This is a genomic window from Bacillus cereus group sp. Bce041 (assembly GCF_052646455.1).
The window spans coordinates 476,620-492,376 of sequence record NZ_JBQXON010000004.1; the positions used below are offsets into that span (position 1 = coordinate 476,620).

A 15,757-nucleotide genomic window follows, 5' to 3' on the forward strand; every position below is an offset into this window, starting at 1 on the left:
GTGCGTGACAACGTATAGTTGCGATTCTATTCTCTTGTATGTGAATAAAATTATATCAGCGATTTTCAGGATATATCAACTTACCGACAAAAATTAATACAATGAGATGGAGCTATCCCAAAATTTTGTTCGAAACAACTCCATCTTATATGCAAATTAAAAGAAATCATAAATAAACGGCTTGCGCACTGGTACTACATTCTCAAATGCCCGTATTTCCTCTTCGCTTCCGCTAATTAATTCTAATTCATTTAGTTCTAATGGGCGTTTGTATCCAAGCAGTATTGTAGATAGTGCATTTATATCTAGCTTGATCCCTTTATCCATTGGTTCTTCTATAATTGCTATTTCATAATTTGCAAGTCTCACCGATACATTATTCCACGGTGCAAATGAATCTGTAATATGTAAAATGACTTCTTGTTGTACATTGTTCCAGTTTAACTCATACTGTTTTAAGAACTGCTCTACATCTACAATTCTTCCCATAAAATATAGTTTTATTTCTGTTTTCACACGTGGTTCTTGCAATGTATATAACAACTGTTCGTTTTCACTTACTGTCATTTCAAGCTCTTTAATCATAGAATCATGCTGGCAAATAAAATTCCATAGACCATTTCGTACTTCATTATGCAGTGGTACAAATTCTTCTACTGTCATTTTATAGTTTTCTATTTTGTATAACATGTAACCTGCTGCCTTTTTATTTTCATCATAGTAAATCGCTAATGTTAAATCATCATAAACCGCTTGTAACCACCAGTTCTTCTCTCGAACTAACATACATGAAAAACGTTCTGCAAATGCTTCATAGAGCTTCTCGACTTCTTTTGGATGATTTTCTTTATTAAAACGTTTCACAGTACCATTTACTTGTTTTTTCATCACTAAATCGCTCTTACTTATATGACATTTGAGTAGATTCGCACAAAGTTCCCAGCCGTATTTACGGTAAAATGAAACAGCAAATGGGTGTAACATAGAGACTGTATAGCCATCTTTTTTCATTCTTTGAAGTGAATGTTGAAGTAGCTCTTTTACATACCCACTTCTTCTGTACTCTGGATACGTCGCTACTCCTGCAACGCCACCCATTTTAAATTTTTCTTTACCTATGTAAATATGAAACGGGATGAGGTGTAGTTTTGCAGCTAAGTCTTTCCCTTCCATAATGCCGTATATTTCATGACTTTCCTTCATTTTTGTAAGTTGCTGCTGTAATCGTTCCTCATCTACTTTATATTGAAAAGCGTATTCTGATAAACGTAATGCTTCTCTGAATTTATCTTCTTTTAATTGTATGACATTCATATAATTCTCCTCCATTCCCTTTTTGAATTGTATCATAATTCTCACTATTATAGTTCGGTAAGTGAAATTACAAGGACGTTTTAACAAAAAAGCAGATACATCACGTATCTGCTTTCCACCCTTTTTATTTAGCTAACTTTTGAAGTTCGTCAAAGAATGTAGGATATGATACACCTACTGCTTCTGCATCTTCAATAATTGTTTTTCCTTCTGCTAGGCAGCCAGCAATTGCAAGCATCATTCCGATACGGTGATCACCATAACTATTTACTGTATTGCCTTTTAGAGCTGATTTTCCGTAAATGATCATACCGTCATCAGTTGCTTCTATGCGAGCTCCTAGTTTCGTTAACTCAGCAACTACTGTATCAATACGGTTTGTTTCTTTTACTTTTAATTCGTGTGCATCTTTAATTACTGTAATTCCTTCTGCTTGCGTTGCCGCTAATGCGATTACAGGAATCTCATCGATTAATCTAGGGATAATATCTCCGCCAATTTCAATTCCTTTTAATGAAGATGTTTCGATTGTAATATTTGCAGCTGGTTCTGATGCCCCTTCGTTAATTAGGTCTACAGTGAACGTAGCACCCATTTTTTCTAAAACATCAATAATACCTGTACGGGTTGGATTCATTCCTACATTTTGTAATACTAGTTTACTATTTGGGATGATTGCACCTGCTACTAAGAAAAATGCTGCTGATGATACGTCACCGGGCACTTGAATATCTGTTGCTGTTAATTTTTGTCCACCTGACAGCTTCACTGTTTTCCCTTCGCGAGTTACTTTAACACCAAATGCTTCGAGCATTCTTTCCGTATGGTCGCGTGAAATATGTGGTTCTGTAACAGCTGTTACACCTTCTGCACGAAGACCTGCAAGTAAAATAGCTGACTTTACTTGTGCACTTGCAACAGGAGAAATATATTCAATTGCTTTTAAATCTCCGCCACGTATTGTTAACGGTGTAAATGTTCCTTCTTCTCGGCCGTCTATGTTTGCGCCCATTTGTTTTAATGGGTTTGTTACACGCTTCATCGGTCTTTTTGCGATAGATTCATCACCTTGTACGCAAGAGAAAAATGGTGTGTTAGCTAGTATACCTGACATTAATCGGATTGTTGTACCAGAATTACCAACATCTAATACAGCTTTCGGTTCTTGTAAACCTTCTAATCCTTTACCAACTACAGTAACCTCATCACCGTTTTGCGTAATTTCTACTCCCATTTCTTTAAAACATGAAATCGTACTTAAACAGTCTGCACCGGGCAAGAAACCTTTAATTGTTGTTTTCCCTTCTGCAATAGAACCGAACATAACAGCACGGTGTGAAATGGATTTATCACCTGGGATTGTAATATTGCCATTCAATCCGTTATTAACAGGTTGTATTGTTCTTTCTTTCACGTTTTTCACCTTCTCATTTAAATTGTTTCATAAGTTTGGTATTCTTCTTCTCCAAGCGCTAGCTTTGCTTTCATACGATCTTCTTCCCTTTGGAAGCTAATACGTAATACCCCAAGCAGTCCTTCACGCGCTTCTAATATTTGCAAGTTCGTAATACTAATTTCCTCGCGCGCTAAAATACTCGTAATATGAGCCAATGCCCCCACCTTATCTAATACATCGACGTATAAGTCGTGATAGGCAGGAATTGCCCCTCTCTTTCTTACTGGTAAAGAATCACGGTATTCTTTCGCATCTGCAAAATAGTTTTGAATCTCGCCTGCATCTCCGGTAGAAACTGTTTTATATAAATCTTCCATTTCAGAGATCCACTCTTTTAATAATACCATTAAATGCTCTCGATTTTGCTTTACAATATCACTCCACATTTTCGGACTACTAGATGCGATACGTGTAATGTCTTTAAACCCTCCAGCAGCTAGCTGATGAATGAGCGGATTATCTCCTGCATGTTTCTCTACTTGCTTCACTAAACCTGCTGCGATAAGGTGCGGGAAATGACTAACGATCCCTGTTACATAGTCATGTTCTTCTGTATTTAAAACAAGGAAATGTGATCCCGTTCCTTTTAACCAATCTTTTAACTCTTCCACTTGTTCATTTGGCACATGATGCATAGGTGTTAAAATGTAAAATGCATTTTCAAATAAATGCGCTTTTGCACTTTCAACTCCCGTTTTATGAGAACCTGCCATTGGATGTCCACCAATGAAAGATACTTCCTTTGAAAATAAAGTTTCTGCTTCATTCATAATCGTGCCTTTTGTACTACCAACATCAGTCACTATAACATCTTCTCGTAAACGGAATGACGCAAGTTTGTGTAATAGCTTCTTCGTTTCTTCAACTGGAGAAGCAAAAATAATTAAATGTGCCTCTTCACATGCATGCTGTAAATTAATTGCTATTTCATCTACTACATGTAATTCTTTTGCACGCTCTACTTGTTCTTGAAATATATCATAACCTGTTATCGTTACATCGTGCTCTTTCTTAATTGCTAATGCGAGAGAGCCTCCGATTAAACCAGTTCCAATTAATACTACCTTTTTACGCATTTTCCTCATCTCGAGACTTTCTTTTTTTATTTTCAAAGTGTTGTTGTAACACTGAAATCACCCCTTCATTTTGCTCCTTTGTTCCAACTGTAATACGGACACCATTTGGGAATGGACGAATAATAAACCCTGCATGTGCACAAGCTTCATAAATCTCTCCTGCATTCTCAACTGGCAAGAAGATGAAATTTGTTTGCGATGGATAAAATGGAATTTCATTTTCCTTACAAAAGCTTTCGTATTGTTGTAATCCCTCTGTATTCACACGAACTATTTCTTCAATAAACTCGTTATCACCAAAAGCAATCGTAGCTGCTTTTTGCGCTAATGAAGATACGTTAAATGGTAAACGCACGACATTTAATTTCTCAATTAGCTCTTCCTGTCCGATCGCATATCCAACGCGGAAAGAAGCTAATCCGTATGCTTTAGAAAACGTTCTAAGTACAAGAATGTTTTTATGTTTTTCTAAAAGCGGTAATGTCTCAGGGAAATCTTTTGCTGTTACGTATTCATAGTACGCTTCATCAATGACAATTAACGTATTTTCACTAATACCTTCAATGAATTGAGTCAATTTTCGGTCATTCACATATGTGCCTGTTGGATTGTTCGGGTTACAAATCCATACAATTTTTGTATCGTTATCTACTACTGAAGAAATTTCTTCTAAGTCGTATACACCGTTATTTAACGCAATTTCCTTCACTTCGCAACCTTCTATAATGGCATGATGACGATACTGTGGGAATGTTGCACCTGCTGTTACAATGTTATCTCCCGCTCGTAATACGGCGCGGCTTATTATTTGAATGATTTCATCTAAACCACTACCACAAAGTACTTGTTCCATTTGCACATGCAACTTATCTGCAATTGTTTGACGGAGCGTTGTAGCACCTCCGTCAGGATATAAAGCATGTTCCAACCACGATTTTTGCAGCTCATCTAAAACACGTGGCGAACAGCCGAATGGATTTTCATTCGATGCTAATTTCACAAACGAATGATCTCCGTACACTTCTTTCATTTGTTCTGGTGATTTACCTGGTTTATATGGTTGTAATGATGATAGTTGATCTTTTACTTGCACGTTAAACCCACCTTTTTATTAAAATTCTTTTGCGTAGTTATTGTGTTGCATAATGTTTTGTTTTAATAATTCCATACGATCTTTTCCGAATTGTTCGACTAGTGCATCTGCAAGTTCCCATGCCACAACAGATTCAGCTACTACACCCGCCGCTGGTACTGCGCAACTATCAGATCTTTCAATACTCGCTTGGAATGCTTCTTTCGTATCAATATCAACGCTTGCTAACGGTTTGTATAAAGTAGGAATTGGCTTCATCACGCCTCTTACGATAATTGGCATACCTGTTGTCATACCGCCTTCTAAACCGCCGGCATTATTCGTTCTTCTCGTGTATCCTTTTTCTTCATCCCACAGAATTTCATCATGCACTTTGCTTCCTGGTTGTCGTGCCGCTTCAAAACCTACGCCGATTTCAGCACCTTTAAATGCATTTATACTCATAATTGCACCAGCAAGTTTTGCATCTAATTTACGATCGTAATGGACGTAACTACCGACGCCAATCGGCATACCTTCTGCAATGACTTCCACAATACCACCGATTGAATCTCCACTACTCTTTGCGTTGTCAATCGCATTCATCATTTCTTGCTCTACTTCTTTATCTAAACATCGAACTGGTGAGTTTTCAGTAATTGTTTGAATTTCTTCAATTGATAAGTTTGAAATATGTTTTGCTTTTACTCCACCAATTTCAAGAACATGTCCTGCAATTTCCACGCCTAATTCGCTTAAAATTTGTTTTGCAACTGCACCAGCAGCTACACGAACTGTCGTTTCTCTTGCAGATGACCGCTCTAATACGTTTCTTATATCACGATGACCATATTTAATTGCTCCATTTAAATCTGCATGTCCGGGTCGTGGTTTTGTAATTGTACGTTTCATGTCTTTACTTTCTTTTTCCGAAATTGGCTCTGCACCCATTACTTTCGTCCAATGTTTGAAATCATCATTTTTTACAATTAACGTAATCGGTGATCCAAGTGTCATTCCGTGACGAACACCACTTACAATTTCAACTGTATCTGTTTCAATTTGCATACGTCTTCCGCGTCCATGACCTTTTTGTCTTCTTAATAATTCTTTATTAATATGTTCCGCCGTAAGTGTCAAACCTGCTGGTACACCTTCTAAAATAACTGTTAACTGCGGTCCATGTGATTCTCCAGCTGTAATGTATCTCATTTCTCTTGCCCCTTTACTATTTTTTTGTACAAAAAAGTCCCTACTGAGCGCTCAGTAGGGACGATGTTTATCGCGGTACCACCCTAGTTGTAGACTTCTTTCGTCTACCTCTCTTCTTCTTTAACGATCGTTTGACCGTCTTCCCCTCCAAAAGTTGTCGGGAAAGATGCTCCAAGGCTGTAATTCATGCTTACCTTTGTACTGATTCACACCGACCATCAGCTCTCTTTAACAGTGAGATAAGCACTACTGTTTCCTCTTCAACGCATATATGATATGGAATTAAGATAATTTATTTTTGAAACCTTTTAACTCATCCATGAATCTATGGAATTCTGGAATGTCCATTTGTTGTGCAGAATCTGATAATGCAACTGCTGGATCTGGATGAACTTCAGCCATTACTGCATCTGCGCCAATTGCAAGTGCCGCTTTCGCTGTTGGTAATAATAAATCTCTGCGTCCAGTTGAATGTGTTACATCAACGATAACTGGTAAATGTGTTTCTTTCTTTAAAATTGGTACTGCAGAAATGTCTAATGTGTTACGTGTTGCTCTTTCGTATGTGCGGATACCGCGCTCACAAAGAATAATTTGATCGTTACCTTGCGCGATAATGTATTCCGCTGCGTTAATGAACTCATCAATTGTTGCTGCTAATCCACGTTTTAATAATACTGGTTTGTTAACTTTACCTACAGCTCGTAATAAATCGAAGTTTTGCATGTTACGTGCGCCAACTTGAATTACATCAACGTAGTCTAATGCCATTTCAACATCGTTCGGATTTAAAATTTCACTAATAATTGCTAAGTCAAACTCGTCTGCTACTTGACGTAAAATTTGAAGTCCTTCTACTCCTAAACCTTGGAAATCATATGGAGAAGTTCTCGGTTTGAATGCACCACCGCGCATTAATTTTAAGCCTTGGTCTTTCATCGCTTGCCCTACTTGACGAACTTGTTCTAAACTTTCTACTGCACAAGGTCCCATGATGAACGTTTGTGTTCCGTTTCCAATCAATTCACCTTTTACATCAACGATTGTATTTTCTTGTTTCTTTTTACGTGATACTAGTAACGCTTTACGGTTATCATCTTCTTGTAACTCTAAGCTTGCTTTGAAAATCGTTTTGAAAATATGTTGAACTGTTGATGTTTCGAATGGTCCTTCGTTATGCTCTGCGATCATATCAAGTACTTCACGCTCACGTACTGGATCAAAGCGTTTCGTGCCTTGTACTTGCTTTTGCTCTCCAATTTTTTGAACAATTTCACCACGTTTGTTTAAAAGGTGTAATAGTTGTAAATTAATTTCATCTACCTGTTTACGTAATTGATCTAATTCATGATTTGCCATTTGGAAATCCTCCTCTAATGTTTTAAAAGTATAGTAAGAGAATAAAAAATTCTCTATTTTCTGAACTGACTAATTATACAAATTTATAGTGGAATCGATACCTCTTCTTATTTTAAACTAATAATTCGTACACAGACATAAACTACTAGTTAAAAATCCACTTTTTTGTACAAAAAAGCCCTACTGATCCAATCAGTAGGGACGATATTTATCGCGGTACCACCCTAGTTGTAGACTTCTTTCGTCTACCTCTCTTCATTGTTAACGATCATCTGACCGTCTTTCCCTTCATAAAGACAATACTATCTTTACTACGAAAAAGATGCTCTAGGACTGTAATTCGCTCTTGTTTATGTACTGGTTCGCACCAACCACCAGCTCTCTGTTACAGGGAAACAACAACTACTGCTTTTCCTTTCAATGCATGACTATTTAATTTTCAAGTTGGACCACTAAAATACAAAAAGTCCCTACTGAATAAATCAGTAGGGACGATATTTATCGCGGTACCACCCTAGTTGTAGACTAACTTTCCGTCTACCTCTCTTCACTGTTAACGATCAATTGACCGCTTTTTCCTCATAAAGAAAAACTATCTTTATTACGAAAAAGATGCTCCAAGACTGTAATTCATGATTATCCCTGTACTGGTTCACACCAACCACCAGCTCTCTGTTACAGTAAGACTAACCACTACTGTGATCTCTTCATTGCACTTTGTTTATTCAAATGTTTTTGAAATTGAATAAGTATGATTCGTATTATAGAACGCTTTTCAAAACACTGTCAACAACTTTTTATATATTTTTTAAAATTCCACTTTCGTCCTATAATTCTTTTTGTAAATCACCCATTACAATTCCTATGCGAATTATTTCATTTTCTAGTAAATGTAAAACATATTCCTCTACTTCATACTGAACTAATAATTCTTTTATTTTTATGATTTCTTTTTCAAATAAAACGGCTTCGTGACATGTTTGTAGTAAAATAAAAAACACATTTGCAAATATTTCTTTATGCGCTTTCATACTTTCTTTTTTATGAAGCATTTCAATCAATAACTGCTTCATTTCCTCACCTGCGCATTTACCATGTACACTTGAAAATGCACGAGACATAATACATAATCCTTTTTCTAATATTTCATCCATGTATAAAATAATACGTAAAAGCATTACATATTCTCTTGCAGTTATCTCACCCATTTTTGGTCGTTCTCGCAAAAATACACTGAGCCAAGCTGTCCAAAATTTTTGTTGTTCTTTTACACTTAATGTTTTGACGTAATAGCATAAAAACTGCATAAACTTAATTTTATTTTCTTCATTTTCTAGTATGAGTAACGGGTATAACCAATCTGTTTTTTGCTCCCAATATAGTACACATTTAATAAATACAAAGCTAAGCCATTTCAAGAAAGCTTCTCTCGTATTCGGATGTAATACTTCCAAATGTTCTATCGCATACTTAATAAATCGCTTCATTTCTGTAAATAAAGGTAGATTTATTTGCGTGTAACATAAGCCGGCCCATGCATATTCCGTAATCTCATTTTGTTTTTTTAAATCTAAGTATGGTAACAAATATTTTCGGCACCATTGTTTTTCAATATGATATAGGAATGTAATATCTGCTATTAAACGAGCAAACATAAAGTTTGTTCGTTCCGAATTAACTCTTACTTGTTCTTCAAATAAAAATAAATATTCATATACATTACGATCGTATAAATGATCATATGATAACAACTTTAATAATACAGCCGTCATTTTTCCAACTGGATGCTGAATTGATTCATTATAAAAATCTTGTTTCCCAAGCTTAAAGTCTGTATCACTCTTCATAACTTGAGGAAACACTGAAAAAGCAAATCGTTTTACAACACGTATACTATTCTCTTCTAACTCTTCTAGTCGATTACTAATTTCATATAGAAAACTACTAATTAACCAATGAAAAGCAGTATTTCTAACAAATTTCTGCAATAGCGGAATAATTTTTTGGATTTGCTCATTCGTCAATCCCCGATTATTTCGCCATTCTCTAATACAAACAAACCATACTTCATTACTTATTTCTTGCACTCCTACTAATTGGTATGCAAATGAAATACTCCACTCTGTGTTTAATTTACATGCTTTTGATAACATCTCTAAAAAATGGCGTTGTTCAAAAACACCATCTTGCGAAAATTGCTGAACTTGCTTCATAATTTCAACATCTTTCAGCTGCAATAATCCGTCAGCAGTTACATTACAAGTAATGCTTTCTGCTGTATCCTCTTTCTTTTGTACACTGTATCGTTCAGAATGAAAATGAGGATGCTTTTGCTTCATTAACTCATACCCATTTGCCGTAGATGGGCTATTCGAATCACACTTGAATAATAAGTCTAATACGAGACATGCATCAAATACCCTCTCTTCTGTAAGATGCTTTATTACAGTTCGAGTGACTTCTTCTTTTGTTTTTTCTAAACAATGTGCATAATGCCTTTTTAAAAGTTGAAAAACTTCGTGTTTATAAGTGAAATCTAAAAGAAGTCCTTCATGTAACAACCATTTCATTTTGTCATCTACACGAACAAAAATATTTTTATTCATCGCATCAATTGCAATTCGCTTTTGAAGTACACTATTTGCTTCTATCATTTCTGTAATATAATAATCCGCTTTTTTCTCATTGTTTTCGCATAAATAAGTTAGACACTCTTTTACAATTCGTATTAAAAATGCAAGGTCATTTTGATGAAACTCTTTCTCTACATTTTCCTTATTTCTTTTTTTCAGTGCCGTTTGTCTTAACGACAACATTCTCAATTTTTCTAATCCAATCATCATAATTGGAACAGCATAATAAGCGATATATGGCCTCATCTTTTCGTTCCAAATTTGCTCCACATGAGAAAATGTAGATACTGGTAAGCGACTCGATTCCTCGAGTTCTATTGATTCTTGCGTATCATTTCCCCATTTCCTTACACGTTTCAACTTCAGTTTTCCGTCTAAAATAAAAGTTAGTAACAATAAGGCAATTTCTTTATGCTCAGGAAAAGAACATTTTTGCAGTAACTTAGAAATCTTTTCTATAGAGCTACTATCTTTTTCAGCTGTTTCTAATAAAAGGAGTGTCCACCTTGCAAACAACAACGGGTCCATCTTACTCTTCGTTTCGTTTAAGTAGTTACAAATTGTTCTCCATAATAACGGTGATATTTTAGAATAGTTTTTATAAATTAATTGAAATAATTCTTTCTGATGACTAAAAAGAAATTGTTCCACTAACCATTCTGCAAGTAATTCATCTACTTCATTATAGTTTGGCGTAAACATAAACAAATTTTGTAATTTACCTTCTGCTTCTAACCATTCGACCCATTCATAATCATGAGCAAATTCCACAAAGTAACGTACTGTTTCAATTTTTTTAATTGATTGCTTTATGTATGATAATTGTTCCTGTTCTACTGACGGGGGAACCGTTACAATATCCCGAATACGCATTCTTTTCGTAATATAATTATCACCCATTAATTCAGCCCAGCGTTTTACCGCTTTTACAAGGGATTGATGATTATTCACCTTATTCGGATACACAATTGGTCTTATCCCTAAATGTTCCCAGTGGTATGTATTTTCTCCTTGTGCGACAAAAGCAAATCGTCTTGTACTTGGTGGTAAACCAGTTGCTAAATATTTCATTACTGGGTCATTATGACTATATCCAACGAATAAAACGGTGTAATTTGAGAATAGATCAACTAAAAACCTTCTCGCCCACCCTTCCGTTAAGTAAGCCCTTCCAAAATCACCATCTGTTAAAATTAAAGCCTCTTTCTCCTGTTCTACATTACCATGTATGTAAGCAAGACCTTTAAAAGCTCTCCCAGTCGGTAAAGCTGGAGCGTAATAAACATTGATATCTCTATTTATTTCTTTAATTGCAGTTGTAAAATGTTGATCAAAATTTGTTGTTACAATGCGGATATCTGTATCTAAAGGAAATAACCTTGGAATTGCATAATGCAATGGATTCGGTTTTGATTTCTCTATATGAACGAGATCTCTTGCGACTTGATGTACATCTTTTGTTTTCGCAATTTTGCCAAGATAATAATCATGTGGCTCTGTTATTTCACGTTTTTCGACATATAACGTTTTTGCAATTTCATCAACTAAATCATCAAAATTCGGTAAGTTTGATTTCCCTTTCATAGAAACTCCCGCTCCAACAAATAACACTAACTTTCCTTGCTCAAGGTGATCAATTAACTCATCTGGAATTTCTACTTCTGAAGTAATCCACATCTTGGATTCCCCCTTACCTAAAAATGTCATACACTCTCATTTTACTATAACATTTTTTCATTGTTTTTATAATATTTAGACTAAATTCCGAACATGAAAAAGTTTTATGTAAATAAATCCGTTACAATGTATGAACTCCAGAATTTATTGAAAAACTATGTATAAATCGGAGGTGTAAATTTTGAATGATTTCACAGTAGTGCTTATCAAGTTTATATCGTGCATTATCGCATTTAGCATTGGGCTTGCTTTATTTTTCCCTGCAACGTTTGTTCAAATTATTTCATTCAGTCTCTTTGTTACAATCGTATCCTACATGTTCGTTGATAAAATTATTTTAAATCGAATTGGCAATACTGGTGCCATTATGTCGGATTTCTTATTAACATATTTAAGCGTATGGATTTTCGGTAATATTTTATTAGACAACTATATGCAAATTGCATGGGGCAGTATCCTTTCTGCCATCGTCTTCACTTTATCTGAAGTAATCGTTCATCGCTTCTCTAACTCTCATACAAGGCACAACAATGATAACATTCGTATTAATCGCCGCTTTGCATATGGTACAGAGTTTGCTGAAGAACAAAATATATTGGATAAAGATAAGAAAAAGTAACGTTTTAATGCAGGAGCGCCCTTTTTAATTATGTGGTGCTCCTTTTTTGTATTTTTTCATTATGGTACGTGAAATTATATAAGTGATTATTTCAAAATACCGACTTACTAACAATATTTGACGCTATTTTTTCTAATAAAAAACTGCCTCTTATTTAGAGGCAGCCACTTTTAAGTCTTTTACTGCAACAACATCCGCAAACGCTCCCAATACTGCGTTATGATGTTTCACAATATCTTCAGCACGTAACACTTCTGTATTAAATGTACTATGCGCATCACTCACTAACGTTACTTTATACCCTTCACTACATGCTCTGCGCGTTGTCGTATCTACACAATACTCTGTTTGCATTCCCGAAAGAATAACATGTTCAATTCCTTTCTCTTGTAACACTTCGCTTAAGTTTGTATTATGGAATGAATCTGGAGTTGTCTTTTCAACTATATTATCTCCTTCTTGCGGAGCGATGGCCGCATGGATTCGCCATCCATCCGTACCTTTTTCTAACGGATGGTCTTTAGGACCGTTATGTTGGATATAAATAACTGGAATATCATTTGAACGACATTCCCTAATAAGCTCTTGCAATGTTTGTAAAAACTTTCCCCCATTATGTACTGGCATTCCAGCTGTATACATACCCGCTTGCACATCAATTACGATTAATGCTTTTTTCATTTCACACATCCCCCTTTATTTGTATAAGCCATTATTATTGTTTATATTCCATCATCCAACAATCTTCTAATTTCCCCTCATGCAACTCATGTTCCTTTAAAATCTTTACTTTTTTAAATCCACTTTTTTCATAACACTTTATTGCTCGTTCATTATTTACTTTCGGATCCATTGCAATTGCTTCTGCTCCCATTTCACCCATAATATATGTAATTGCTGCCTGAACGAGTTTTGTTCCAATTCCCTTTCCCCAATAGGCTGGTTCACCGATAAATTGGTCCATACCCCATACATTTTGTGATTCTTTATAGCCATATAACGCTTTCCACTCTGAATCCACTGGGTACATTTGTATGTAACCAATCGGAATGGTATCAAATTCTATTAAACATCTTTTTTCATTACTGTCTGGACTATGTATAAAATGATCAAGCACCTTTTCTACAGATTGCGGATTATCTCGTCCTTCGTAATACCGCAGGACTGCTGGGTCCGTTAACCATTTAGAAATGATAGATGCATCATCTTCCATTACGTATCTAATCAATAAACCTTCTTTTTGAAAAAGCATATTATACCTCTATTATTTCTTTATATTTTTTCTTGCTGTTACATCTTTCATTGCACCTACTAATGCATATGGTAGTAATGTAATCGCAAAAAATGCTGTAAATACGTTAAGTTGCGGGATTGTATAGAGTGTGAACCATTCAGTGAAAAATTGAGAATTTAATATTCTATTAAAAAACTCTCCGCCTGGCCTAAAGTTTGGCGCCCACGCAGTGATTTCACACAAAATAAAGTGAAACTTTAATCAGTGGGGGTTTTGTTCATCCCCCACTGATTATTAGTTGAACCAATCGGGCTTTTACGGGCAGTTGATCCCCCCACCTAACTTCTTCGCTTTCGCTGAATTTTGAGGTGGGGGTCTTACTGCCCTTTAATGCGGGGTAAACAGTAACTGAACAATAAAAAATGCCCCTAGATAACGAAACCAAGTCCGTTTCCATATAGGTTGTGCATTTTTTAATATATCTCCCATCTTACCCCCTCCTTAAATATCCATCATATTAATTATACACTTTCCTCACTTTATTTGTTAAAATTTTCTATATAATTAATGCTGTTGGGGGGAAATACATTATGTCTAATCCTATACTTACATCCACTTTAATCATTCTTAGAGGAAACTCCGCAAGTGGTAAAACAACGATTGCAAAACAACTACAAGAACATTTCGGACAAGGAACACTTTTAGTATCACAGGATGTTGTACGTAGAGATATGCTTAGAGTACACGACACAATGGGTAATTTATCACATGATTTACTATTTGAAATTACGAAGTACGGAAAAGGAAAATGTGAATTTGTTATTTTAGAAGGTATATTGAACAGTCATAGGTATGGTGAGATGTTAAAAGAATTAATTCGTTATTTTGATGAAAATGCACTTGCATATTACTTTGATTTATCATTAGAGGAAACTATTAGACGACATAACACAAGAGACAAACGACATGAATTTGGTGAGGATTCCCTACAAAAATGGTATAATCCGCACGATACAATTGAGGTTGCCAGAGAAACTATTTTTACAGATAACTTTACGCAAAAAGATATATTTGATGCGATTCTTAATGATGTTGCGATACAAAAACAAGACTAATATAATATGTTAGTCTTGTTATGTACTTTGTGTTTCCGTTTTTATAATTGAACAATCTATACATAAATAATAGTATATATTCATTTCCCCAAACTGGAAATCAACTACTGAAATAAGTCCACGTTCCTCAATATCTTGAGTAATTGTAGCAACATATTTCATCTCTTTCGCACAAGTTGGACACGCCAAATCCTTTGGAAGATTATCATATAACGGTACCCCTAATAATCTACATACATATTCAGAACCGAACAAGTCAAAAGCTTCCCAGTAACTATCTTCATCTGTAGGTATATCTTCATTTTTCATATTTATAAGCTTTACCGTTGTTTTTGGTAATGAAGCTGGTAACTTAATTACAGATTTAGTAATAAGCCCTTTAAAAATCCTATTATCCTTCTACTAAAAAAATAAAAGCCAGCCTCAATAAAGAGAACTGACTTCTATTTGGATAATTATTGTTATTATAAAATTTTCACTTTAACAGTTTGTCTTCCCCAATTCATAGCTTTACTTTTTGAACCCATTAAAACATCAATACGATTACCTTTAATTGCACTTCCAGTATCACCAGCGATCGCTTCTCCATAGCCTTCTACCCATACTTTAGATCCTAATGGGATTACTTTCGGGTCAACTGCAATAATTCTCATATTCGGATTTGCCGTTAAATCATGCCCCATCGCAGTTAATACGCGTCCACCATATGTACCATTTTCACTTGGATCAGCAGTATACGCTGTCGCTACTACCGTTAATTCACGTTTAGCAGACTGTATGTTGTTTTTAGATACTTCTTTCGCTCTCTCTTCTTCTTTAGCCTTTGCTATTTCTCTTGCTTTTTCTTCTTCTTTAGCTTTTGCTATTTCTCTTGCTTTTTCTTCTTCTTTAGCTTTTGCTATTTCTCTTGCTTTCTCTTCTTCTTTAGCTTTTGCTATTTCTCTTGCTTTCTCTTCTTCTTTAGCTTTTGCTATTTCTCTTGCTTTCTCT

13 protein-coding genes, 2 pseudogenes and 3 other annotated features are annotated in these 15,757 nt (G+C 35.3%); of the genes and pseudogenes, 2 read left to right on the top strand and 13 right to left on the bottom strand.

Annotated features, from left to right (window positions below):
- Nucleotides 1-156: 156 nt before the first annotated feature.
- From ACUN13_RS16820 to ACUN13_RS16850, 7 genes are all read right to left on the bottom strand, one after another.
- Nucleotides 157-1,314 (bottom strand): GNAT family N-acetyltransferase, encoded by a 1,158-nt coding sequence (locus tag ACUN13_RS16820; RefSeq protein WP_409532144.1) that lies wholly within the window; start codon nucleotides 1,312-1,314, stop codon nucleotides 157-159.
- Nucleotides 1,315-1,438: 124 nt separating this feature from the next.
- Nucleotides 1,439-2,728: a 3-phosphoshikimate 1-carboxyvinyltransferase gene (gene aroA / locus ACUN13_RS16825; RefSeq protein WP_000664630.1), complete on the bottom strand. Its 1,290-nt coding sequence runs from the start codon at nucleotides 2,726-2,728 to the stop codon at nucleotides 1,439-1,441.
- A gap of 17 nt (nucleotides 2,729-2,745) precedes the next feature.
- Entirely contained in the window at nucleotides 2,746-3,846 is a 1,101-nt protein-coding gene (tyrA, locus tag ACUN13_RS16830) for a prephenate dehydrogenase (RefSeq protein ID WP_025687153.1), read from the bottom strand.
- The gene (gene hisC / locus ACUN13_RS16835; protein WP_075677196.1) at nucleotides 3,839-4,939 is read right to left on the bottom strand and encodes a histidinol-phosphate transaminase; all 1,101 of its coding nucleotides are present in this window, start codon (nucleotides 4,937-4,939) and stop codon (nucleotides 3,839-3,841) included. The genes tyrA and hisC overlap by 8 nt, the downstream gene beginning before the upstream one ends.
- Nucleotides 4,940-4,957: 18 nt before the next feature.
- Nucleotides 4,958-6,130, bottom strand: a complete 1,173-nt coding sequence (gene aroC, locus ACUN13_RS16840) for a chorismate synthase (protein ID WP_001269425.1) — start codon at nucleotides 6,128-6,130, stop codon at nucleotides 4,958-4,960.
- Between the two features lie 53 nt (nucleotides 6,131-6,183).
- Nucleotides 6,184-6,403, bottom strand: a binding site (T-box leader).
- A 9-nt stretch (nucleotides 6,404-6,412) separates the two neighbouring features.
- Nucleotides 6,413-7,489, bottom strand: coding sequence for a bifunctional 3-deoxy-7-phosphoheptulonate synthase/chorismate mutase (locus tag ACUN13_RS16845; RefSeq protein ID WP_001273575.1), 1,077 nt, complete (start codon nucleotides 7,487-7,489; stop codon nucleotides 6,413-6,415).
- Between the two features lie 194 nt (nucleotides 7,490-7,683).
- Nucleotides 7,684-7,919 (bottom strand) — a binding site (T-box leader).
- Between the two features lie 54 nt (nucleotides 7,920-7,973).
- Nucleotides 7,974-8,209: a binding site (T-box leader), on the bottom strand.
- Between the two features lie 107 nt (nucleotides 8,210-8,316).
- A complete protein-coding gene (locus tag ACUN13_RS16850) occupies nucleotides 8,317-11,799 on the bottom strand; it encodes a DUF4020 domain-containing protein (protein ID WP_257115421.1) in 3,483 nt (1,160 codons plus the stop codon).
- Nucleotides 11,800-11,980: 181 nt separating this feature from the next.
- Between ACUN13_RS16850 and ACUN13_RS16855 the strand changes: the two genes are divergently transcribed.
- Nucleotides 11,981-12,418 (top strand): YndM family protein, encoded by a 438-nt coding sequence (locus tag ACUN13_RS16855; protein WP_000997702.1) that lies wholly within the window; start codon nucleotides 11,981-11,983, stop codon nucleotides 12,416-12,418.
- 150 nt (nucleotides 12,419-12,568) lie between these two features.
- Here the strand turns inward: ACUN13_RS16855 and ACUN13_RS16860 are convergent, their stop codons facing one another.
- From ACUN13_RS16860 to ACUN13_RS16875, 4 genes and pseudogenes are all read right to left on the bottom strand, one after another.
- Complete coding sequence (locus ACUN13_RS16860) at nucleotides 12,569-13,099, bottom strand: cysteine hydrolase family protein (RefSeq protein ID WP_000709539.1); 531 nt, start codon at nucleotides 13,097-13,099, stop codon at nucleotides 12,569-12,571.
- A 34-nt stretch (nucleotides 13,100-13,133) separates the two neighbouring features.
- Entirely contained in the window at nucleotides 13,134-13,670 is a 537-nt protein-coding gene (locus ACUN13_RS16865) for a GNAT family N-acetyltransferase (RefSeq protein ID WP_000898768.1), read from the bottom strand.
- 12 nt (nucleotides 13,671-13,682) lie between these two features.
- Nucleotides 13,683-13,901 (bottom strand): annotated as a pseudogene (locus ACUN13_RS16870) (YfzA family protein); the annotation flags it as partial.
- Between the two features lie 138 nt (nucleotides 13,902-14,039).
- On the bottom strand, nucleotides 14,040-14,141 hold the full coding sequence (locus ACUN13_RS16875; RefSeq protein ID WP_000502345.1) for a YfzA family protein: 102 nt from the start codon (nucleotides 14,139-14,141) through the stop codon (nucleotides 14,040-14,042).
- Between the two features lie 101 nt (nucleotides 14,142-14,242).
- Here ACUN13_RS16875 and ACUN13_RS16880 point away from each other — a divergent pair, with 101 nt between their 5' ends.
- The gene (locus ACUN13_RS16880; RefSeq protein WP_088345540.1) at nucleotides 14,243-14,767 is read left to right on the top strand and encodes a kinase; all 525 of its coding nucleotides are present in this window, start codon (nucleotides 14,243-14,245) and stop codon (nucleotides 14,765-14,767) included.
- An 18-nt stretch (nucleotides 14,768-14,785) separates the two neighbouring features.
- Here ACUN13_RS16880 and ACUN13_RS16885 read toward each other — a convergent pair.
- Nucleotides 14,786-15,121 (bottom strand): annotated as a pseudogene (locus tag ACUN13_RS16885) (hypothetical protein); the annotation flags it as partial.
- A 110-nt stretch (nucleotides 15,122-15,231) separates the two neighbouring features.
- Nucleotides 15,232-15,757: 3D domain-containing protein (locus ACUN13_RS16890; RefSeq protein WP_242300371.1), on the bottom strand; the 526-nt coding region annotated here is incomplete at its 5' end.

Coding starts and splice junctions, on each gene's coding strand:
- ACUN13_RS16820 (WP_409532144.1), bottom strand. CDS start 1,314: ATGAATGTCATACAATTAAAAGAAGATAAATTCAGAGAAGCATTACGT.
- tyrA (WP_025687153.1), bottom strand. CDS start 3,846: ATGCGTAAAAAGGTAGTATTAATTGGAACTGGTTTAATCGGAGGCTCT.
- aroC (WP_001269425.1), bottom strand. CDS start 6,130: ATGAGATACATTACAGCTGGAGAATCACATGGACCGCAGTTAACAGTT.
- ACUN13_RS16845 (WP_001273575.1), bottom strand. CDS start 7,489: ATGGCAAATCATGAATTAGATCAATTACGTAAACAGGTAGATGAAATT.
- ACUN13_RS16850 (WP_257115421.1), bottom strand. CDS start 11,799: ATGTGGATTACTTCAGAAGTAGAAATTCCAGATGAGTTAATTGATCAC.
- ACUN13_RS16860 (WP_000709539.1), bottom strand. CDS start 13,099: ATGAAAAAAGCATTAATCGTAATTGATGTGCAAGCGGGTATGTATACA.
- ACUN13_RS16865 (WP_000898768.1), bottom strand. CDS start 13,670: ATGCTTTTTCAAAAAGAAGGTTTATTGATTAGATACGTAATGGAAGAT.
- ACUN13_RS16875 (WP_000502345.1), bottom strand. CDS start 14,141: ATGGGAGATATATTAAAAAATGCACAACCTATATGGAAACGGACTTGG.
- ACUN13_RS16880 (WP_088345540.1), top strand. CDS start 14,243: ATGTCTAATCCTATACTTACATCCACTTTAATCATTCTTAGAGGAAAC.